This window comes from Bdellovibrio sp. CKG001, from assembly GCF_055397465.1.
On sequence record NZ_AP029173.1, the window covers coordinates 3,585,024 to 3,605,775 of the forward strand.

General features: G+C 49.5%; 23 protein-coding genes. 10 read left to right on the forward strand and 13 right to left on the reverse strand.

Features of this window, described 5'->3' with window-relative positions:
- The first annotated feature begins 48 nt into the window (after positions 1–48).
- The 7 genes from ACZ50P_RS16910 to ACZ50P_RS16940 are packed head-to-tail and all read left to right on the forward strand — an operon-like array spanning position 49 to position 6,392.
- A complete protein-coding gene (locus ACZ50P_RS16910; RefSeq protein WP_464119005.1) occupies positions 49–351 on the forward strand; it encodes a hypothetical protein in 303 nt (100 codons plus the stop codon).
- Positions 352–365: 14 nt separating this feature from the next.
- A complete protein-coding gene (gene ndk / locus ACZ50P_RS16915) occupies positions 366–791 on the forward strand; it encodes a nucleoside-diphosphate kinase (RefSeq protein ID WP_464119007.1) in 426 nt (141 codons plus the stop codon).
- A 39-nt stretch (positions 792–830) separates the two neighbouring features.
- Positions 831–2,012, forward strand: coding sequence for a class I SAM-dependent RNA methyltransferase (locus tag ACZ50P_RS16920; RefSeq protein WP_464132523.1), 1,182 nt, complete (start codon positions 831–833; stop codon positions 2,010–2,012).
- 23 nt (positions 2,013–2,035) lie between these two features.
- Positions 2,036–2,791, forward strand: a complete 756-nt coding sequence (locus ACZ50P_RS16925; protein WP_464132525.1) for a tetratricopeptide repeat protein — start codon at positions 2,036–2,038, stop codon at positions 2,789–2,791.
- A complete protein-coding gene (locus ACZ50P_RS16930; RefSeq protein WP_464132526.1) occupies positions 2,791–3,867 on the forward strand; it encodes a helix-turn-helix domain-containing protein in 1,077 nt (358 codons plus the stop codon). The genes ACZ50P_RS16925 and ACZ50P_RS16930 overlap by 1 nt, the downstream gene beginning before the upstream one ends.
- Before the next feature lie 3 nt (positions 3,868–3,870).
- Complete coding sequence (locus tag ACZ50P_RS16935; protein ID WP_464132527.1) at positions 3,871–5,187, forward strand: ArnT family glycosyltransferase; 1,317 nt, start codon at positions 3,871–3,873, stop codon at positions 5,185–5,187.
- Positions 5,184–6,392 carry a hypothetical protein gene (locus ACZ50P_RS16940; protein ID WP_464132529.1) on the forward strand — a complete coding sequence of 403 codons (1,209 nt, stop codon included), beginning with the start codon at positions 5,184–5,186 and terminating at the stop codon, positions 6,390–6,392. Before ACZ50P_RS16935 ends, ACZ50P_RS16940 begins: the two co-directional genes overlap by 4 nt.
- Here the strand turns inward: ACZ50P_RS16940 and ACZ50P_RS16945 are convergent.
- Positions 6,389–6,643 (reverse strand): 2Fe-2S iron-sulfur cluster-binding protein, encoded by a 255-nt coding sequence (locus tag ACZ50P_RS16945; RefSeq protein ID WP_464119018.1) that lies wholly within the window; start codon positions 6,641–6,643, stop codon positions 6,389–6,391. The two genes, ACZ50P_RS16940 and ACZ50P_RS16945, sit on opposite strands and share 4 nt — an antisense overlap.
- A gap of 126 nt (positions 6,644–6,769) precedes the next feature.
- On the opposite strand from ACZ50P_RS16945, the gene ACZ50P_RS16950 reads away from it, so the two are divergent.
- Entirely contained in the window at positions 6,770–7,387 is a 618-nt protein-coding gene (locus tag ACZ50P_RS16950; RefSeq protein WP_464119020.1) for a 3'-5' exonuclease, read from the forward strand.
- A gap of 38 nt (positions 7,388–7,425) precedes the next feature.
- Here the strand turns inward: ACZ50P_RS16950 and ACZ50P_RS16955 are convergent, their stop codons facing one another.
- From ACZ50P_RS16955 to ACZ50P_RS16965, 3 genes are all read right to left on the reverse strand, one after another.
- The gene (locus ACZ50P_RS16955) at positions 7,426–9,048 is read right to left on the reverse strand and encodes an NAD+ synthase (RefSeq protein WP_464119021.1); all 1,623 of its coding nucleotides are present in this window, start codon (positions 9,046–9,048) and stop codon (positions 7,426–7,428) included.
- A complete protein-coding gene (locus ACZ50P_RS16960; RefSeq protein WP_464121436.1) occupies positions 9,045–9,398 on the reverse strand; it encodes a DUF2203 domain-containing protein in 354 nt (117 codons plus the stop codon). Before ACZ50P_RS16960 ends, ACZ50P_RS16955 begins: the two co-directional genes overlap by 4 nt.
- Before the next feature lie 131 nt (positions 9,399–9,529).
- Complete coding sequence (locus ACZ50P_RS16965) at positions 9,530–10,342, reverse strand: hypothetical protein (protein WP_464132531.1); 813 nt, start codon at positions 10,340–10,342, stop codon at positions 9,530–9,532.
- Between the two features lie 82 nt (positions 10,343–10,424).
- On the opposite strand from ACZ50P_RS16965, the gene ACZ50P_RS16970 reads away from it, so the two are divergent.
- Complete coding sequence (locus ACZ50P_RS16970) at positions 10,425–11,726, forward strand: tetratricopeptide repeat protein (protein WP_464132532.1); 1,302 nt, start codon at positions 10,425–10,427, stop codon at positions 11,724–11,726.
- Here the strand turns inward: ACZ50P_RS16970 and rimO are convergent.
- From rimO to ACZ50P_RS16985, 3 genes are read right to left on the reverse strand one after another with little or no spacing between them, the layout of a single operon-like run.
- On the reverse strand, positions 11,723–13,096 hold the full coding sequence (gene rimO, locus ACZ50P_RS16975) for a 30S ribosomal protein S12 methylthiotransferase RimO (protein ID WP_464119026.1): 1,374 nt from the start codon (positions 13,094–13,096) through the stop codon (positions 11,723–11,725). The genes ACZ50P_RS16970 and rimO overlap by 4 nt on opposite strands.
- A complete protein-coding gene (locus ACZ50P_RS16980) occupies positions 13,093–13,746 on the reverse strand; it encodes a LolA family protein (protein ID WP_464119028.1) in 654 nt (217 codons plus the stop codon). The genes rimO and ACZ50P_RS16980 overlap by 4 nt, the downstream gene beginning before the upstream one ends.
- Before the next feature lie 7 nt (positions 13,747–13,753).
- Positions 13,754–14,404, reverse strand: a complete 651-nt coding sequence (locus ACZ50P_RS16985; protein WP_464132534.1) for a ComF family protein — start codon at positions 14,402–14,404, stop codon at positions 13,754–13,756.
- Positions 14,405–14,487: 83 nt separating this feature from the next.
- Here ACZ50P_RS16985 and ACZ50P_RS16990 point away from each other — a divergent pair, with 83 nt between their 5' ends.
- Positions 14,488–15,264: a protein-glutamine glutaminase family protein gene (locus ACZ50P_RS16990; RefSeq protein WP_464132535.1), complete on the forward strand. Its 777-nt coding sequence runs from the start codon at positions 14,488–14,490 to the stop codon at positions 15,262–15,264.
- 3 nt (positions 15,265–15,267) lie between these two features.
- On the opposite strand, the gene ACZ50P_RS16995 is transcribed toward ACZ50P_RS16990, so the two are convergent.
- From ACZ50P_RS16995 to ACZ50P_RS17020, 6 genes are all read right to left on the reverse strand, one after another.
- Positions 15,268–15,738 carry a 23S rRNA (pseudouridine(1915)-N(3))-methyltransferase RlmH gene (locus tag ACZ50P_RS16995; protein WP_464132537.1) on the reverse strand — a complete coding sequence of 157 codons (471 nt, stop codon included), beginning with the start codon at positions 15,736–15,738 and terminating at the stop codon, positions 15,268–15,270.
- Entirely contained in the window at positions 15,739–16,767 is a 1,029-nt protein-coding gene (nadD, locus tag ACZ50P_RS17000; protein ID WP_464132538.1) for a nicotinate (nicotinamide) nucleotide adenylyltransferase, read from the reverse strand.
- Complete coding sequence (gene obgE / locus ACZ50P_RS17005; protein WP_464119035.1) at positions 16,767–17,804, reverse strand: GTPase ObgE; 1,038 nt, start codon at positions 17,802–17,804, stop codon at positions 16,767–16,769. The genes nadD and obgE overlap by 1 nt, the downstream gene beginning before the upstream one ends.
- An 88-nt stretch (positions 17,805–17,892) precedes the next feature.
- A complete protein-coding gene (gene rpmA, locus ACZ50P_RS17010; protein WP_063205653.1) occupies positions 17,893–18,153 on the reverse strand; it encodes a 50S ribosomal protein L27 in 261 nt (86 codons plus the stop codon).
- Between the two features lie 29 nt (positions 18,154–18,182).
- Positions 18,183–18,746, reverse strand: a complete 564-nt coding sequence (gene rplU, locus ACZ50P_RS17015; RefSeq protein ID WP_464132540.1) for a 50S ribosomal protein L21 — start codon at positions 18,744–18,746, stop codon at positions 18,183–18,185.
- Positions 18,747–18,952: 206 nt separating this feature from the next.
- Positions 18,953–20,566 (reverse strand): hypothetical protein, encoded by a 1,614-nt coding sequence (locus ACZ50P_RS17020; RefSeq protein ID WP_464132541.1) that lies wholly within the window; start codon positions 20,564–20,566, stop codon positions 18,953–18,955.
- Positions 20,567–20,752 lie beyond the last annotated feature (186 nt).

Genomic DNA, 20,752 nt, shown 5'->3' on the forward strand with positions numbered 1-20,752 from the left:
CAGTGGCCGATCCGGGGCCGTATTTAAGGGCCTCCCAGGAGTGCTAACATGAAGAAATTATTGGTCTTTGCCTTACTGGCCAGCAGCACGGCTTTTGCCGGAAGGGTCGATGAGATCCAGATCATGACTACTGAAGATGTCGAGTTCACTTTGAGTCTTTGGAATACACCGGGCCGCACTTACGAGATCACCTATCAAAACTTCACAAAGCCCAGCGAAGGTCACGATCTGGCCGTGGAAACAAAATTGATTGTCAGTGATGCCGATCAAGGAAACCAAGAGTGGACATGTGTCACTCAATTCGCTAAAACTCCTAAGTTCTTCGAAATTACTAAAACAGTTTGTCATTAAAACAAGGAGACACCATGTCTATCGAACAAACATTCTCTATCATTAAACCAAATGCCATGAAGAAAAACGCTATCGGCGATATCGTGAGCATGTTTGAAGCGAACGGTTTGAAAATCGCTGCTGCGAAAATCACTGTTCTTTCTAAAGCTAAAGCAGAAGAGTTCTACGCTGAACACAGCGCACGTCCTTTCTTCGGCGAGCTTGTTTCTTTCATGACTTCCGGTCCGGTTATGTTGATGTGCCTTCAAGGTGAAAACGCAGTTTTGAAAAACCGCGAAATCATGGGTGCAACTGATCCTAAGAAAGCCAACCCAGGCACAGTTCGCGCTAAGTTCGGTGACAACGTTGGTGAAAACGCAGTTCACGGTTCTGACTCTGTTGAGTCCGCGGCTCGCGAATTGGCTTTGTTCTTCGAAAAACACGAAATCTGCAACGTTTAATCGTTCACAGATTCCATATTTGAAATTGCGGTTTATCTAATGTCTGCAAAATCAAACCAAAGGGGAGCGAATGCTCCCCTTCTCGGTTCCAAGATCAAATTGAAAATTGAAAAGCTTGCCATGGGTGGTGCTGGAGTCGCTCGACACGAGGGCATGGTCGTCTTCGTTCCTCAAGCAGCGCCCAATGAAGAGGTTCTGGCTGAAATCACTTTGGCCAAAAAGAACTTTATGGAAGCCCGTATTGTGGAAGTCCTGACCCCGGGTCCTTCTCGTCGCGAACCACCTTGTCCCGTGGCACACACCTGCGGTGGTTGCAACTGGCAGCACATCCACGAGGATGAACAGCGCCGGCAGAAGGAAGCCATCGTTTTTGAGACTTTGAAGAAGTTCAACCGCGATCTGGAATTCAATTATCTGCCCCTTCAGCCAAGTCCGCGTGTTTTGCGCTATCGCAATCGCATTCAGCCAAAATTCAAAAATAACCGCTTTGGCTTTTTTGCGCGCAACTCGCACCAGATCGTGGAAACCATGGATTGCCTGATCACCGAAGAGACCTTGACCAGTCGCTTTGCCGAGGTCAAGAACTGGGCCGCCGCCAAAAACGCGAAGGATCTTCTGCGTCTGGAGATGTACATTGCCGAAGATGGCGAGGTTCGCTATGGCCTGATCACGGACGAGGACGACGGCATTGGTTTTTCTCAGGTGAATCGTTTTCAGAACGAGGATCTGCTACGCACGGCTTTGGACTGGGCTGGGGATCATGCCTATAAAAAAGTGTTCGACCTCTATGCGGGTGCCGGGAACTTCACCTTCCCATTGGCACAAAAATACGCTGACGCCGAGATTATCGGTGTGGAGCTTAATCCCAAGCTGGTGGAAAGAGCCCGCTCCAGAATTCAAGACAAGCGCATGACCTATTTCATGTCCGACGTGGAAACCTACATGCGCCGGGCTGCCATCGACAAAGAGGACCTGGTCCTGCTCGATCCTCCCCGGGCCGGAGCCAGTGAATATACGATGCAGACTCTGGCGGCAGCACAGCCCCGAAAAATTATCTACATCAGTTGTCATCCGGTGTCCCTGGCGCGTGATCTTAACTGGTTCTTTGCGCATGCGCAGAAGCTGGGGCTTTTCTATAAGCTTGACCGAGTGCAGGCCTTTGAGATGTTCCCGCAGACGGATCACGTCGAAACTATTGCGGAACTCAGGGTTGACTCTTAAGCCTTGAGTGATACCTTTTTAACATGCGTAAATGGATTCTCGCTCTATGTGCTCTTTCACTGCTCGGTTGCGCCAGCAGCAGATCACAGGATAAACAAAAGGCTGAACTTCATCTCCGTTTAGGGGCTGCCCACATCGAAAGTGGCAACTATCCTTTCGCCCTGCAGGAGCTTCTGAAGGCCGAAGAACTTGATCCCCAAAATCCGGCCATTCAGAACAACCTGGGACAGGTCTACTTCTATCGCGAACGCTATGATCTGGCAGAAAAGCATCTGCGCGAAGCCCTGAAAATGGAGCCGCGCTATTCCGATGCGCGAAACAATCTGGGGCGCGTTCTGATCGAAGCCGGAAAATATGCGGACGCGGAAAAAGAGATTCGTGCGGTTATCAACGATCTGACCTATGGAAGCCCTGAGAAGGCGTACATCAATCTGGGGTTGTTGAAGTTCAATCAAAAAGAGTTCAAAGCCTCCCGCGATGCGTTCTCCAAGGTCCTGCAAACACAGACCGATGATTGTGTTGCCAATACTTACTACGGGCGCACTTTGTTTGAAGAAAAGGACTATGGTCGTGCTGCTGAGGCGCTGGATCGCGCGATCGGCTTCTGTCAGAAAAGTTTGTATGACGAACCTCATTACTACAGCGCTCTGGCGTACTATCGCCTGGGGGACAAATCCAAGTCCATCGCGCGCTTTGAGGAATTGATAAAATATTATCCCACCGGTACATATCGCGATAAGGCCAAGGGAATGCTCAGCTTGATTCGAAAGGGACACTAATGAAAAAAACCGGCGAACTTCTAAAGAAAGCCCGCGAGGAAAAAGGCCTCTCTCTTCACGAAATCGGTCTTTCTTTGAAAATCAGCAGTAAAGTTTTAAAGGCCATCGAAGAGGGTGACGACCGCCAACTTCCAGCCAAGACCTTCCTGCGCGGCTTTGTTCAGAGTTATGCAAACTTCCTGCACCTGGATACTGATAAAGTGCTGGAGGTTTTCTACGAGGAAATGGGTTCCACCAAGCCGAAACCTTACATCCGACCGACTGAAGACGCCAAAGGAGCCCCAACAGCTGTTTCCGAAACTGCCACGGCTGAATCTGAAACGCGAGAATCCGCCCCTGCTGTCGAAGCCACGGTCACTCCTATTCGCAGAGCGACACCTCCCCCGGAAACCAGCTCTTCTCACGGCATGCAGTCTTTGCGTGAAAACAAAAACACCAAGACCTACATCATTATCGGTCTGGGCATTGTCCTGGTGGGTCTGATCATCTTTACCAAAAAGATGATCGACAAGTATTCCAAAGAAGCTGAAGTTCCAAGCTCTGAAGTTGCACAAACAATGGAAGGTGCCACTCCCGTGGTGGTCGAAAATCCCGTTGAAGGCACTTTGACTCAGGTCGAACCGACTGCCGCACCAAGTCCGCTGTCCAATCTGACGGCAGCACCGCAGGCGACTATTCCGGCGTCCGTACCAACCCCAACACCGTCGGCGACACCGGCTGTGACGACCCCAGCGAAACCAAGTCCCACTCCAACACCGACCCCGACGGTAACACCGTCTCCAACTCCGGTAGCGTCACCCACGCCCACACCGACACCAACTCCGACTCCGAAACCGGAAGCTGGCAAACCTGTGGAGTTGATTGTGGAAGCTTTGGATTCAGTTGAAATTGAATACTCCGCACCCAACGGCAAACCTCAGAAGATCCGCCTATCCGCTGAACAGGTTCACACGTTCAAAAGCAAAAGCGGCCTGAAGATCAATTTCTCCAACGGTGGCGCCGTGAATCTGATCCTGAATGGAAAAGAAATCGGCATCCCCGGAGACCTGGGTAAACCCATTAAGTTGAGTTACTAAGCCTTGAAAGAACTTCTGCGCATCTGGTGGATCAGTCTTGCCGTGAAACTTGTTTTGTCAGCATTGATTCCACTCAGTGCTGACGAAGCTTATTACTGGGTATGGTCTCAAAGGCCACAACTCAGCTATTTCGATCACCCGCCTCTGGTCTCATGGCTGTTCTACTTGGGGCACTTTCTAGAGCCCTTCCTGCACGCTGTGCGCTGGCCGGCGGTCCTTTTTGGTCATCTCCTGATTGGCATTTGGATTGTGCTCTTAAAGGACAAGCTGCCTTGGGATAAGATCAAAATCTGGGTCTACCTGGTTTTATTCTCTCCTTTGTTGGGATTCGGTTCTTTGATTGTGACTCCGGATCTGCCGGTGATGACCTTCTGGTCACTGGCTTTGCTTTTGACAGTTCACGCTCTTGAAAAGAAAAACCTGGGCAGTTATTTGGGACTGGGGATTGCGCTGGGACTGGGCTTTTGCGCGAAATACCATATTGTCCTTTTCGTTCCCTGCCTGCTTGCTTATCTGACCTTTGAAAAACGCTGGAAAGAGGTCCGCCCGTCCGGTGTCCTTCTGACCATTGTGACGGGCTTGCTGTTCTCGTCACCCGTCATTGTTTGGAATGCGCTCAACGGTTTTGCTTCGTTTGAATTTCAAATCAAACACGGTCTGGAGAAAACCTCTTACAACCCGGAGTGGACACTTTCTTATATTCTGGGGCAGATCTTAATCTTGTTCCCATTGGTGTTCTGGGCTGCTCTGCGTGCCAAAGTTCCCAAAGACTTGCGCTGGCTTCATTACTTCGGATGGGGGCCCTTGATCTTCTTTTTCCTGACCTCCTTCCGCGCGCTGGTTGAGGCCAACTGGCCGATCATCGCCTATCCTGCGGTTTTGGCGGCAGCCCTGTTTCATCCAAAAATTCAAAAATGGACTCGCGCCTATATGGTCTTCTGGGGACTTATTGTCGTCCTGGTGGTCTCAACGCTGTTCACACCCTCTTTAAGAAAGTTAAGTGACAAAGTTGAAGAACCTTACGTCTTTCAAGAGCTCAGCTCTCTGGCCCGGGATTACAGCCCCCTTTATGCCAGCAGTTATCAGATGGCGTCCTCTTTGTGGTACTTCAGCAAGATTCCTGTGTTCAAGCTCAAAGACATCAGCCGTTTTGACTTCTTTGACACACTTCCGGAAGCACAGCCACAAGGAAAGGTCTTTTATTTGGTGAAGCGCAAGACAAATGGTTTACCTGCGTGGATTTCCGAACAACAATGGCAGATGAAAGAGATCAAAACGATCTCTCCTGACTTTGTCGTGTTGGAATTCACAAGGCCATGAAAGTAATTGCGACCCTCTCTTTTCTGCTAGTGACCTTTTGCCTGTACGGATTTTATTTGAATCAGTACGAGTTTGCCGTTGTCCCTCAACAAATCAGCTCCGAGCATTCCCGCAACCTGTACGATTATAAGGGTGTGATGAATGCTCACACCGATTTGTCCAGTGGTTCCGCTCCGGCCAGTTTCGTGATCACTTCGGCCAAGCTGGCAAATCTGGATTTTCTTTTCTTCACTGACTACAACATTTTTAATGTGCCCACGACATTCGAATCCTATCACGGGAATCTGCTGGTGTTTAATGCCGGGAAGTACAGCTATCTGGATTCACGGTTGATTTACTATTCTTTGAATCAGGAAAGCATCGGAACCAATCTTGGCGATGCACAGGTCAAATTGTCGGATCTGCTGTCACAAAAGACAGGGGCCAGCAAAGACACCCTGACTATCCTTGCCCATCCTTACAAAGCCGGTTTTTCCTGGTCCGGTGAAATTCCCTCGGGCCTGGATGGATTCGAGCTGGTGAATCTGAAAAGTTTGATCAATCGTGCCTGGGAAGAATCCAAAATTTCCACGATCTGGAGTTTGATGATTTATCCCTTCAACCCTCGCCTGGCCTTTGTGCGCCTTTACACCGAGCCCACGGATGAAATTGCCTTGCTGGATAAGCTCAGTCAGCAGCGCAAGATTGTCGTATATGGCGGAACAGAAGCCTCGGCACGCGTGATTCCTTTGGCGAACTACTTCATTCGCTTCCCAAGCTACAAAAGATCTTTTGAATTTATGAGCAACCACGTGGTTCTGAAGTCAGAGCTGACGGGCAGCTTCAATAGTGACCGCTTGAAAATCTTCAACGCTTTAAAAAATGGAAACTTCTATATTGCACTGGACACGCTGGGGGATCCAAAGGGGTTTTCTGCCACCATCGAGGAAGAAAACAAGTCCCACATGATGGGTTCTGAAGTGACCCTTTCCAAAAACATGACTTTGAAGGTGTCCCTGCCGTCCAAACCCCAGGAATTTTTTGAGATCATGATTATCAAAGATGGCGAGGTTCAGGCGCGAGTGAATGAGCCTGAAACCGTTTACGAGATCAAATCCCCGGGTACTTATCGGGTTCAAGTTCGTGTCAGCCCGATGTTGCCTATCCCGGATGCTAAAAAATGGATCACTTGGATTTACACTAATCCGTTTTTTGTAAGGCCTTAATCGTCTGCCAGAGGAACTTCCATCACCAGACCGTCGACAGGTTCGATCTGACAAGCCAGCCGCTCTGATGCCTGAAAGGCCCTGTCCTGGGCCATCTCCGCCTCGATATCGTTTCTGGGGCCTAATTTTTCCAGACCTTGAGTGACAAAAACACGACAGGTTCCGCAGGTTCCATAGCCGCCACAGGTGTGATTTAAGGCAACCTTCGCACGCAGGGCCACGTCCAAGACAGAATGATCTTTTTGACTCACTGGGACATCCCTGTGTCCGGGCAAAAAGCTTATAAATTTTCCAGACTTAGATGACACAGGTAGGAACTCCTTCATCGGGCCACTCTTTAGTTGAAACACCCCTCCCCATTTTGTATCAATGTTTTCATGAGATTCATAGCTTTTGACTTAGAGACCACAGGAACCGTTCCCGGTGTAGATCAAATCGTAGAAATTGGTGCCGTTCGCTTTATCGACGGTCAGCCTGAAGCGATCTTCGCCACACTTATCGATCCTCTTCGCCCGATCCCGCCGGGCGCCTCTGCAGTGAACGGTATTTCTGATGACATGGTTAAAGGCAAACCACTGATCGACACCATTTTGCCATCTTTCGCAGAATTCTGCGGCGACGATATCTTGGTGGCTCACAATGCGCCGTTTGACTCTCAATTCCTGATTGCGGACATCAAAAAGCACGAAACTGCAGCTCCCAAAGGGGTCATCCTGGACAGCTTGCCAATCGCAAGAAAAGTCTTCCCAGGTCTTCCCAACTACAAACTGGGTACCTTGGTTCAACACTTAAAGATCCCAACCTCCAACTTCCACAGAGCGGAAGAGGATGCGACTTATCTGGGTCACATGTTCTCTCAGATGATGAAAAGAATTTCTATCGGTGGTCAGGCTCCGCAGATTGCAAACCTGATTGCGCTAACGGGAAAACCCGAACTGCGCTTCCCGCAGATCGTACGCCAACCAAAACAAATGGACTTCTTCGGAGGTCTGTAAAAAGAAAAAAGCCCCTGCAAAGGGGCTTTGGCTTTTTTTTATATCTCACGCGCTCTGTGTGCCAGTGGATAACGGCGACCACGGCCGAAGGAATGTCCTGACACCTTCAACACCGGAGGCGCCTGCCAGCGCTTGAATTCCGTTCGCATCAAGATCGGCAGAAGCCACTTGTCAGTGGCTGATTTCGCCACCCCTGATTTTTCCACCAGATAGACAACAGACTTATCCAGCTCGTCGTACTCAGGCAAAGAATCCTGATCTTTTTGATTTGGACGAAGCTCCGCCGACGGCGCGCGATCGATAATTTCCTGCGGAATCACCTCACCCTGTTGGTTGTAGTATCTTGCCAGTTGGTACACCTGCGCCTTCGTCAAATCCCCAATCGGCGCCAACCCACCGCACATATCCCCGTACAAAGTGGAATAGCCAGAGGCATATTCACTTTTGTTACTGGTCGTCAGCAACATGCTGTTTTCTTTGTTGGCCCAAGCCATCAACGTCATTCCACGCAGACGTGCCTGCAAGTTTTCATTCACCACGCTGAACCCTTGAAGATTCAAACCTTCAGTCAATCCTTTCACAGCCGAATCATACATCGCCGTGATATCAACTGTTCTAAAATCTATGCCCAGATTCTTGGCCAGATCTTTTGCCAAAGTCAGGCTTTCCGGCGCATTGAACGGTCCCGGCAGTCCCATGCCCGTCACCTGAGCCGGCCCCAGGGCATCCACGGCCAAGGCCGCCACAACCGCCGAATCAATCCCGCCACTAAGACCCAAATGCACTTTCTTCAGACCCGTCTTTTCGCAGAAATCACGGATACCCAACACCAGAGCCTGGCGAAGTTCCTCCACCGGCTGAAGCTTGGCGGTTTTATGCCACACTTCCATCGTGTTGATATCAATCACGTTAATATCTTCTGTGAACTGCTGACAGGTCAGTAGCTTTTTGCCTTTCTTATCCAGCACAAAGCTTGCGCCATCAAAGATGATTTCATCCTGAGCCCCCACCAGATTCACATACATGATCGGCGCATTGAAATACGCCGCCGTCTTCTGGGTGACGTATTCCCGCTGCTTCATTTTGCCCACGAAGTAAGGCGAGGCACTCAGATTGATCACCATATCAATTTTCTGCTTCTTTACCTTCGCCAGAGGATTTTCTCTGTAAGGCGAATGGCCCTTGGCATCCGGCCAAGCCCAGATGTCTTCACAGATGGTCAGGAAGAACTTCTTCCCTTTCCATTTGAAATAATTTTTCGAAAAGTCACCGGGCTCGATAAAGCGCGCTTCATCAAAAACATCGCCCGTTGGCAAAAGCTGCTTATGAAAGAACTGCGGCTTTTTACCCTTGGCAATCAAAGCGGCACTGTTGAAATAGGGACGGCCTTTTTTCTGCGGGTTCTTGGTGATCAAACCCATGATCACGCCAATATCCTTAGGCAGTTTCTTGATAAGGTCTTTGAATTCCGCCTCCTGCTTAGCCACCAGTTGCGAACGCTCCAAAAGGTCAAACGGGTGATAACCAAACAGGGTGCACTCAGGGAACACCACAAGATCACACTTGCGTTGAACAGCCTGGTTGACGAAATCGAGGATTTTTACTTTGTTGAGCTGAAAGTCAGCTAGGACCGGATTGATTTGGGCGACTGCGATTCTCATTCAATCGTTATACGCCCAGAAAAGCCATCTTGGTAGCCATGCCAGTGATTAATTTCAACTTCTGGATACTTCCAACAATAGTAGCCTTCCCCATTGTCAAAATCAGCCATCCAAAGACCCTTGGGCTCAGCTCCCAGTTTTTCGATCTTGATCTGCCAGCGGTCAATAATGGCGTTGATATCGCTTTCAATAACGGCCACGGAAGGGTGGGATTTGTCAGAAAAAGCTTCAATACGGTTCAGGTGAAGTTTCACCTCACGTGCGGATTCTTCCGTCATACGATAGATGATAGGGAGCAGTCGGCGCGCCTCTTCCAAGCTGAACGTTTTACTGCGATTGATCTCAATCACATTTTCCAATGAATCCCCCATCAATGAACTGATGAACGGTGTATCCTTTAAACACTGGAGGGTTTCAAGAAATTAACGCCATGACAGATAACTTAAGAATTTCTATGAAGAATTTCTAAACGCAACGCAGACTATTTTTCAAAGCTCTTCGACATCTGAAGTGCCTGACCACCAATGAGCAGAACCAGAGCAATGATAATGGCCGTGATGAAGAGGATCCTTATAAAATTTCCAATGGTGAAGGGCTCTTCCTCTTTCTCGAAGGTCTGAACCACCGGTGGCTTCACAGCCAGCTTTTTAACCGGAGGTTTGATGCTTTCACCCGTGACTATCGTCGCACGGCCCTCGCCGTTGGCCGCTTTTTCAAGCCGCTTGCGCTCCATTTCGGTCATTCCGGAAATAGCCACCGAACGCTTTTTCACTCCGGAACCACTATAAGTACCTCCATTGCTGCCTCGGAAGAAGCTGCCACTGCCTCCGCCATCCAACGCAATCTCGACCACCCGGCCCTGGGCCGCTCCGCCTGCTTCCACACCGCTGGACGGGCGTCGATTGCGGTTCATGAAACGACTGCCACCGCGGGAGGCCGACCCGGCATAGGTGGACCCCGAAGACGATCCTCCCCCACTGCCCGAGCTGCTGTCACCGCCACTGGAATTCTTGGAGTTTCCGTCGCCTTTGCCAGAGGAACTGCCACTTCCCGCCCCATCGCGCGGAGGCCGCCCTGCCGCCAAGGTTCCCGGCTGAAAACGGGCATTACATCCTTCATCAGCAACGGTGGTGTCCTCGCTGCCGATCGCAGGAAGCTCTCCCATTTCCAACAAACATTGAACGTATTTTCCCATGTAGTTGTCCAAAAAAGCCTGCATGGGTTTAAGAATCTGAGATGTAAGACCAATAACAATAGCCACAGTGATCACGAGTATCAGAGTGTACTCGATCACGGCCTGACCCCGATTATTGGGTAGTCCAGATGTAAATTGAGATTTCTTCACTCGCAAGAGCATTTAGGTCATAATACAACATATGCCCAATGGACTGAATTTCAATCGACTTACATTTACCGTGTTCTTGGCTTTTGTCTCATTGTGGGTCACCACGCCCTCTCGGAGTTTTGCAGCCGAACCGACCAAGGACGAGTTCTCTCTTTTTGAAGAAGAGCTAAAAGAAAAATCCGCGTCACCTCCGACCAGACCCACGGCTCCGACGGTAAACTCCCCGAAAGTCGATAAACCACAAGTAGCCGCCCCCGCCGCTCCTGAAAAATCCACGATGGAATCCCCCAAGGTGGCAACCCCGACAAAACCAACGGAGCCGGTTCCAACCACCACCGCAACATCAGCACCGACAGGAGAAACTGCGGATCAGAAAATTGAAAGACTGAAAGCCGAGATCCGCAAAAGCCCCAAAAATGCCGGCCTGATTGTGGATCTATCTGATGAGCTTTACAAAAAAGAGGAGTACGAAAAAGTCACTCTGCTGCTCTGGAAACATATTGATAAACTGGATCGCCGTGGTCTTTTACTGCTGGCCAAAGCACATGAAAAGCGCAAAGAACCCAGCGAAATGATCCGGGCCCTGAATGTGTTGATCGGAAAAGACGACAAGGACTACGAAGCGCACAGTCTGATGGGCAATGCCTACGTCCTGCAAAAAAAGACCCGCGACGCGATGGAAAGCTACAAGCGCGCCATCGAGCTCAACCCCAAGTACGAACCCGCCTATGATGGACTGGTCGGTTTGTATGAAAATCGTGATGTGCCAAATCTGTATGAGCTGCGTATTCTTTTCCAGGACATGGTTCAAAGCATCGGGCCACGTCCCCAGTACCTGCGCAAACTGTGCGAGATCAACACCATGGACGGCACCTATGAACCCGCCGTTCAGTCATGCAAAGAAGCCATCCAGAAGGACCCTAAAACCGCTGATGCCTATGTCTACCTGGGCATCGCCTATAAAGAGCTGGGACAAGACGACACCGCTGCAAAAACGCTGAAGAAGGCCTCTGCCGACTTCCCCCGCTCTGAGCTGGCACAGTTCAACTATGGACGTCTGCTGGAGGATCAGAAGAACTATATCGAAGCCATGAAGGTCTATAAAGCCGGGACCGAAGCCAACGCCAAGGCGGCCCGCTCGTGGCTGGGACTGGCCACCACGTCCTTCGAGCTTCGCAAATATGACATTTCACTTTTGGCTTATAAGAACGCCTGCAAGTATGACAAAAAAAATGCCGTGGCCTTTAGAAGAGCCACGACAGTTTTAAGAAATGCCAAGAATAGTAAATGGACGGACCAGTTTGAGGTCGCCTCTGACAACTGTACTTTCTAGTTTTCAGTGACGATTTCACCGATGAGGTCGTATTCCATGTTGTCGGTGATATGCACTTTCACCATATCACCCACCTGAGCCTGCCCATCATTGATCAAAACCACACCGTCGATGTCCGGTGCTTGACCCCAGAAACGGCCCTGCAACAGCAGGTCTGTTTCTTCAGAGAAACCTTCCACGATCACATCCAAAGTTTTACCCACAAAGTCACTGTGCTTTTCGCGGGAAATGTTCTGCTGAACTTCCATCAAAGCATCGTGACGATATTGTTTTGTTTCTTCGTCGATCTGGTTTTCCATACGACCGCCCGGAGTGTTTTCTTCAGGCGAGTACTTGAAACAACCCACACGGTCGAACTGCTGTTCAGCCACAAAGCTCAAAAGCTCTTCGAACTGCTCTTGAGTTTCACCCGGGAAGCCCACGATGAATTGCGTGCGGATCACCGCCTCAGGAATGTGTTCGCGGATGTTCATCAAGGCCGTTTCGATTTCATCACGGGTCATTTTGCGGTTCATGCTTTTTAGAACGGCATCATTGACGTGCTGAAGTGGCATATCAAAGTACTTAACAATTTTTTTGCTGTTTTTGATAACCTGAACCATCTCTTGAGTGATTCCATCTGGATACAGGTACATCAAACGAATCCACTGCAAACCTTCAACCTGATCCAGAGCCTTCAAAAGCTCCACAGGACTTTCTTTGCGAGTTGGATCCTTGCGGCGGATATCAAAACCATAATCAGTGAAGTCGTGACTGATGATGATCAGTTCTTTCACGCCACCAGCAACCAGCAGTCTTGCTTCTGCAACGATGGCATCGATAGAACGGGATTGAAGGTTTCCACGAATCAACGGGATCGCGCAGAAAGCACAACGCTTCATGCAACCTTCAGAAATCTTCAAATAAGCACGATGCCCCGGCTGAGAGTTCACGCGCGGAGTTTCTTCCTGCTGCAGATAAGTCGGCAGATTGAAGAAAGTCTTTTGTTTGTCGCCGCCATCAGAGTTTTTCAGAATCTTGGCGATGTTCTGGAATTCACCGGATCCGACAAATAGATCGGCCTCTGGCAAACCTTCCACCAGTTCGTCTTTATAGCGCTGGGTTAAGCAACCCGCGACAACGACTTTCTTGATCTTTCCTTCTTGCTTCAGGTCGCTCATGTCCAGAATGCGCTGGATGGATTCTTTTTTCGAATCCTCGATGAAACCACAGGTGTTTACGATCACGGTGTCGGCGCTTTCCGCCTCGCCCACGACCTCATAGCCATCTTTCATCAAAGTGCCGGCCATGATTTCGCTGTCCACAAGATTTTTCGGGCACCCCAGAGAGATGAAGTGAACTTTTTTGTTTTGAGTGGTCTCTTGTTTCATAGGTCCGTTACCTGTGCGTCTTTTGGCGGTTGATATTTGAACAGTTTTTTATTTTCTTTTTTTAGAAATTCGATTTTGCTGAAGTTCATCGTTGTCTTGTTGCCGATGTCATCCAGATAAGAAACCGACTTCAGTGTGTTGTCTTTGGCGTTTACCACCAGCTTCATCGACTTCACCGTCAGGTCCTCGCCCCGCACGGGTTCGACATCAAGGTGAATCTGACTTCCGTCTTTCTTCTCGCTGACAACCTTGAAGGTTTTGGCCAGATCCTGCCCCAACAGCGAAGAGATCAGGATATGTGAGCGGGTCTTCTTATCCACCTTGCCCTTGGCCACCTGAACCGGGCCACCGAATTCTTTCGGCGGTGTCTGCACGCTCCAGATCGTAGAGCCATCAAACACCAACAGTGTCTGTTCTGGTGTTGTGTTTTCCCAGCGGAACTTGCCGCTAGCCAGATAGATTTTGCCTTCGTACTTGGTTTCTTTGCCAAGCAGTTCGGACGTCACAACCTTTTCCACACTCATTTCCACAAGTTTGGAGGCGCGATATTTTTTACCGACTTTTTGAAGGGTTCCATTACTTGCAGTCGCGGCAATCGACACCCAAGAGAAAAGGACAGTGAATAGCAGAGCTAAAGAGTTTCTAAGCATCCGGGTTTTATAGCAGATCCGTGGACGCTCCGCAAGAGAGGCTCCTCTCTGCCAAGACCCAAACCTCAAAGTGAGGAGGCCTTCCAAGCGCCAGCTCCGCCGCACGCGCTGTAGCGCCTGTTGTGACGATATCATCGACGAAAATCCAAAGGACCTCTGACCAGTCCTCAGGCATGACTGTATTTTTTTCAATCAGCTCCATCTCAATCAAGGCCCGGTCACCCCGGGTGCCTCCCCTTTGAGACTTCTGTGAAACCTTTCTCAGACAAGGGCAGAAATCCGCCCCGCACTGTTCAGCCAGAGCCTGGGCAAAGAGAAAGGCATGGTCGCGCCCACCCGTCTTGGACGGCGCGGGTACCAGACGCAAACGCCGGCCCGTCGGAAGTGTTGGGATGTATTTCTGCGCGAAGGCGGCAGCATAGAAGTTCCACGCCCGCTGAGATCCCGCCCCTTTCAGACTTAAGATCAAGCCGGACAACAGATCACTTTCTCCCGGCGTCCAGCGAAACAGAGATTTCCAACGCCTGGTGGTCTGAATTCCCTCCAGAACCCTATAGGTCAGCAGAGTTTGTTGGCAAGGATCACAAAGCAGCCCCGGCAGTGCCTGTAATGATCCGCAATGCAGACAGACAGCAACCCGGGATCTCATTAATTCCATCAGATTTCTCATGCTTATGCGTCACTGCAAATTCTTTGACAGCCCATTTCCTCAAGCCTAGAAACATAGCAAGTGAGGGGAATATGAAATCGCTTTTCATTTTGTTGGTGGCTCTGACAGCGTCCGCAACATCTCTGGCAGGTCTTTCACCTGTTCGGCATTCCGATGAAACCTATGAGGCGGCCAGTAAACGCAGTCGCCGGAATCACGCTTACGACGCTTCTCAGGACTTCCTGGGGCGTACGACTCCCGAAAAAGCCAAAAAACCATTGGCTGAACTGAATCTTCAGGACATTCCGGATGTCGGCTCTTACGCGGATTTGGAGCGCGAGTTCAAGTATGTTCGTGACACACGCTTTATCACCGACGTCACTCCCTTTGCACGTCGACTGACCTGGCTGTATCCGGATGATGGCTGTTACGCCCGTGCGGAGATGGCCTCCATTGCTTTGGTGGATCACAACTTCCCCGCTCCGAAGAAGATTTTCGTGTTTGGCAGTCTGAAAGCACTGACGAAAAATTCCCCGTATGGATCCGTTCAGTGGTGGTACCACGTGGCTGTGACCTATCGTGTGGGTGCCGAGGCGTATGTGTTTGATCCATCCATTGAACCGGCAAGACCTTTGACTCTGAAAGAATGGAACAAAGCCGTTGGTGGCGAGAGCGCTTACGTGAAGTACGCGATCTGCTCGAATAAAGCTTATGACCCGGGCTCGGACTGCATGGCTTCTCGCGGTTTGCCGGTGGAGGAAGCTATCAGCGAACAGAAGGGCTTCTTAAGTCCGGAATGGTCTCGCCTGCTGGAGCTGCATAGAAATCCTGAAAAGGAACTTGGCAACGAGCCACCTTGGCAGAACTAGCTCTTAAATATTGTGATACGGAATTTTTTTGATGATCGTAAAGGCCCGGTAGATTTGCTCTAAGCTCATTGCCTGGGCCATCAGGTGATTCATCACCATGGGCGACAACGCCACCTTCAGGTCCGCTCTTCTGCGAACTTCTTCATTCACCCCGAAAGCTCCGCCAATAATAAATATAGCGCGCTTCTTCGAGCTTCCCAGAATGTTTTCCACTTTTTTTGAAAATTGAATCGAATCAAGGACCGAGCCGCGCTCGTCAAAGAGCACGACATAGTCATCGCTGTTGATATTCTTAAGAATTAAATCGGATTCTTCGTTGCGCTTGAAGTCCGCATCTTCGCGTGCGGACTTCTTGGCTTTTAAGGACTGAATATCAAAGGGAACAAAGAAGGAAATCTTCTTCTTGTACAACTCGCTGACCTCGTCCGCCCAGGCTTCCTTGGCCGTGGCGAGATTGTACAGAATGAACTTCATCTATTGCACACCCTTGCCGACATATGGATCCTTCAGACCCATGTCTTTGCCTTCTCTCCAAAGGTTTTCCAGATTGTATTCCTGGCGAACGAAATCATAGAACACGTGAATGATCAATGAACCGTAGTCCACCAACACCCAACGACCTTCATCCACACCTTCGATGCTTTGTGGATGAATGTTGTATTCCTCTTTCACCGCTGTCACGATGTTTTCTGCCATCGCAGCCGCGTGACGAGTGGAGGTACCGGAAGCAATCAGCGTGTATTCACTCGGAGCTGACATCTGAGTCAGATCAAAGCCACGGACGTTGATACCTTTTTTGGCAAACAGAACATCAGCGCAGAACGCAGTGAACTTCTGGTAGTCACCAATACGGTCGCCCAGGTTTCTGTATAGCTTGTGTTCCTTGATGTAGGATTCAACCGCCAATGGCAGATACTTTTCCACAGGTTTTCCGGAACGAAGCCATTTGCGAACTTCGCTGGAGGAAACTTCCACATCACGCAGGGTGATGAACTGGATGTTCCTGCCTGTGTTCAACTCGATAAAGTTGAAATCAAATTCCGCCACCAAAGGTTTCAGGAAGCCTGGCATTTCTTCCAGAGATTCTGGAATGTCGTAACCCGGACGGGTTGTGACAATCAGATTCGCTTCGGTCAGTATCTTTTGATAGTCTTTCCACTGCGCCAGCTCTTCGAACTTATCCGCACCCACCACCAAATAAAGATCATTGGCATCGTACTGTTTGCGCAGATTCAAGACTGTGTCGATCGTGTAGCTCATGCCACCACGAGTGATTTCCTGATCGTCTACAAAATAAGTGTCACCGTATTGAGAGAACGCCAGACGCGTCAGCTCCACACGTTGTTCTGGAGTAGGTCCTTCCACCGGAGTTTTCAGAGGATTCTGAGCGGCGGGAACAATGTGAACTTTACCCAAGCCCGCTTTTTTAGCCACTGTTTGAATGGCGTTGATATGACCCATGTGTGGAGGATTGAAACTGCCCCCGAAAATACCTATTTTCATTACTGTTCCTCTTTATTATCTTCCAAAATCTGACGAGCCAGTTCCTGTACGAACTCTTTAATATTTTTTCCAGTCACAGCCGAAATCGCATAAGGCTCAGAACCTGAGGCCTCTTTGAACTTCTTCTTCAACTTCGCCAGTTCATTTTCACTCAAGGTGTCGATTTTGTTCAGAACAACAAACTGTGGACGCGTGGAAAGAGGGAAGAAACCCTCTTTGTCCTTGTTGTTTTCATCATACATCTTAAGTTCATTGTTAATATCCGCATAATCCTCAAGAGGATCACGTCCCGACATCCCTGAAGCATCAATCAGGTGGATGAACAAACGCGTGCGTTCAATGTGTTTCAAAAACTGAATGCCAAGACCCACGCCGGCGTGAGCGCCCTTCACCAGACCCGGGATGTCCGCAACCACAAACGTGGAATAATCCCCCGCTTTAACCACACCCAAGTTGGGCGTCAGTGTTGTAAACGGATAGTCTGCGATCTTTGGTTTCGCCGCCGAGATGCGAGAGATCAAGGTGGATTTACCCGCATTCGGGAAGCCCACAATTCCAACGTCAGCAATCAGCTTCAGTTCAAGTTTAACCTCAACCTCTTCGCCGTCTTCGCCTGGCTGTGCATAATCAGGTGCCTGATTGACGCTGGTTTTGAAGAACTCATTTCCTTTTCCACCGCGACCACCTTTAAGCAGAACATGCTCATCGATGTCGGTCATATCGACGATGATTTCACCGTCCATATTGCGGAAGATCGTCCCCTTGGGAACAATCATAACCAGATCTTCTCCGTCGTGACCCGCTTTTTGACGGCCCATTCCCATGTGACCGTTTTGAGCTGCGTATCTTTTGTTGGAACGAATATCGACCAAAGAGTTGATGTGGCGAGATGTGCGAATAATAACATCGCCGCCTTTGCCACCATCACCACCATCCGGACCGCCACGAGGCAAACCGGATTCACGGCGAAAACTGACACACCCCGGACCGCCACGGCCCGAAGCTAAGGTAATTCTAACTTCATCGATGAATTTCATAAGTGACCGTTTATACAACAAAAAAGGAGCCATGGAATGGCTCCTCTTCGCATTTTGAAAAAATGTATCGGTACTATCTTACTACTGATTAAACAGCTTTAGGATATACGCTAATTTTGAAACGCTCTTTAGAGAAACGCTCAAACTTAACAAGACCTTCGATTACAGAATAAATCGTGTAGTCGCGACCCATTTTTACGTTGTTACCAAGATGGAATTTAGTTCCACGCTGACGAACGATGATAGTCCCTGGAAGAACTTTCTCGCCACCGAATCTTTTTACGCCCAGTCGTTTACTCTGTGAATCACGACCGTTCTTTGTACTACCACCGGCCTTCTTACTTGCCATGACGAACCTCTCTTACGAAATAAAATTAATTATGCTTTCTTAGAAGTTTTTTTGGCGACTTTTTTCTTCGCGCCAGCTTTAGTCGCTTTTTTAACAGTCTTTTTAACTGCTTTCTTAGCAACTTTCTTCTTCGCTACTTTTTTAGCCGCTTTTTTAACAACTTCTGCAGTCCCTTTGTTCGCTGCGCGCTCTTTACGAGCTGCTACGCGAGCTTGTGCTTTTTCTGCACGAACTGCTTTCACGTCTACTACTTTAGCTGCTTCGTCAGTTTTAGCTGTTTTTCCATCGAAGGAAATAGCCTTAACAAATAGTTCAGTGAACTCTTGTTTGTGAGTTGCGAACTTTCTGTAACCTTGACGACGCTTCTTTTTGAAGACGATCTCTTTTCTTGTCTTAGCTTGTTTAGTAACAACAACAGTTACTTTCGCACCTTTAACAAGAGGTTGACCAACAGCAGTGGACTCACCACCAACCATCAAAACTTCGTTGATTTCAAACTCTGCACCAAGTGCTTGTTCAAGTTTATCAACCTGAACTACGTCACCAGCTTGAACTTTATATTGTTTCCCGCCAGTACGAATAATCGCGTACATGTAAACCTCCAGCTACCCGAATTAAGCCAATGGTAAATGCCACTTCGCACTAGGCTTTGTCAACCTAATACATGCTATTTTTTTCAGCTTTTTACGAGAGAAAGAGAGGTTAGCTTTAACCCCCCTCAAAAGCAAATATTTTTGGAAAAAGTTGGCAAGGTCTAGTCGGCAGATAAAAGCCCATATTTTCAGCAGGTTAGCCGAAATCACGGCTTTAAAAGTTCCCGCTTCCAGGCATCGCCCAGTTGAAAACTCTTATTATTAGTGACGGCTTCGATCAACTTTCGATGGTCCTGATAGTTCTTTTGAGCTGATTTACTGCCCGGATTCTTGGAAGCGATCACCCGCAGCTCGTTCTTTTCCCGGTTGAGGGCCTCAAAGATGTTCTGCGCCCTCACGTCACTGCGAGCTGTCGCCTGTTCCGTTTTAATGAAGTATTCCGCTGCCTTATCATATCTCTCCGCCGCGGCATTAAGCTTGGCTCCCACCCAATAATCCCGGGAAGACTTGGCCGCCTTGGGGTCTGCAATAAACACCTCATAAGAGTCAGACGCTTTGCGGTAACTTGCTGTAGATTCTGAGATATTTCCAGACACGCGGAGCTTATCGGCCTCCAGGCGGGCTTTATTGGCAAAGTCTCTGGCGGCTTTGGTATCTGACAGGCTTCCGGCCAATCCCTGGCGAAGCAGGGCCTCGCGTTCGGTGGCGTTAAATCCAGCTTGTTGCAGGATCCGGGTCTTTTCCGCAATGTCGGCCTTTGAATAGGTTCCATACCCGCGCCCGGTCCCGGCCGCCACCTCATGGGCCTTGATCAGGGCCTTTTCCTGCTGCTCCGTGAGCTTTCGGCCTAGTGACTTTTCAGCCGCCAGCACACGCTCACTATTAGAAAGCTTCGCGGCTTTTGCCAGATCCGCCGCCGACGCCACAGTTCGTGTTGCCACGGCGGCCTTTTCTGCATCGGCACTGACTCCGGCAATTTTCATAATGTTCCGAGCCTTCGCAGCTTTCAGCGCAGCCCCCGCGGGCCCCCCGGCGAAGGACGCGACCTCTGCGATGGCTTCACAAACCATGGCAGCAGCTTCTTTAGAGTTATAACAATCAAGCTGAATGCCCATTTCTTTCAAGCGAGCCTTGGCCATGCCCACCAGATCCATCTTTTGTGACTTCGGCGCATTTCCCTGAACCCAGTCCATGTATTCTTTTTCTTCCGCAGTGAAGTTGGGGGCTTTCAAGGATCGTTTGCGGGTAATCGCTGTCAGAGCCTCGTTCTTCTTACTCACAGACTGCAGATGCAAGATCCCCTTCACGGTCGCGCAATTGGCCTTCTGAAGAACATCTGCTTTGGGCATGGGAACCTGAAGGATCTTGGGGACTGAGCCGTTATATTGCTTAAAGAGATTCACCTTCCCCTGAGGGTCGGCCTCACAAGCGGCATTAGCCGCCTTTTCCGCTTCCATATCCATGACGATCTTCGCAGCACCTTCGCCGATGGCTGTGCCAACCGCAACAAAGCTGTCTTTAACAAAGGACCATCCCCCCGTTGCGCATCCCGAGGTGTAATCCCAGGACGCCTCAAAGGCGCGCGACAAGGAACTTTGCTTGGCGCACTTCAGAGCTTTTTCCTCAGGCTTTTCCCCATTGGCGCGCATCTTGGCAAACAAAGCCTGACACTCCTTCGACTGCAGCGTCTGCATACAAGTGTTGCGGGAAACATCCGCCAAAGCTTTCACCTGATAAGGATTCCCACCGCAGAAAAGCGGTTCTGCCTGCACAACCAACGAAAATAGAATGCCAAATAGAAAACCCAACAGATGTTTCATAAAGCATCTATCGGAACACCCAGGACCCGACTAAACCACCCAAAGTCCAGCAGTCCCATTTTCTTCCAAAAATTCAGCCGTCATCCAAGCGATCCAACAAAGCACCAAGAAAGAAGCAAAGTTAAAGGCGGGTCAAAAGGGGCCCGACAAGAATAGCAGGAAGCTATTCTTGGGCGTCAGCCCGAA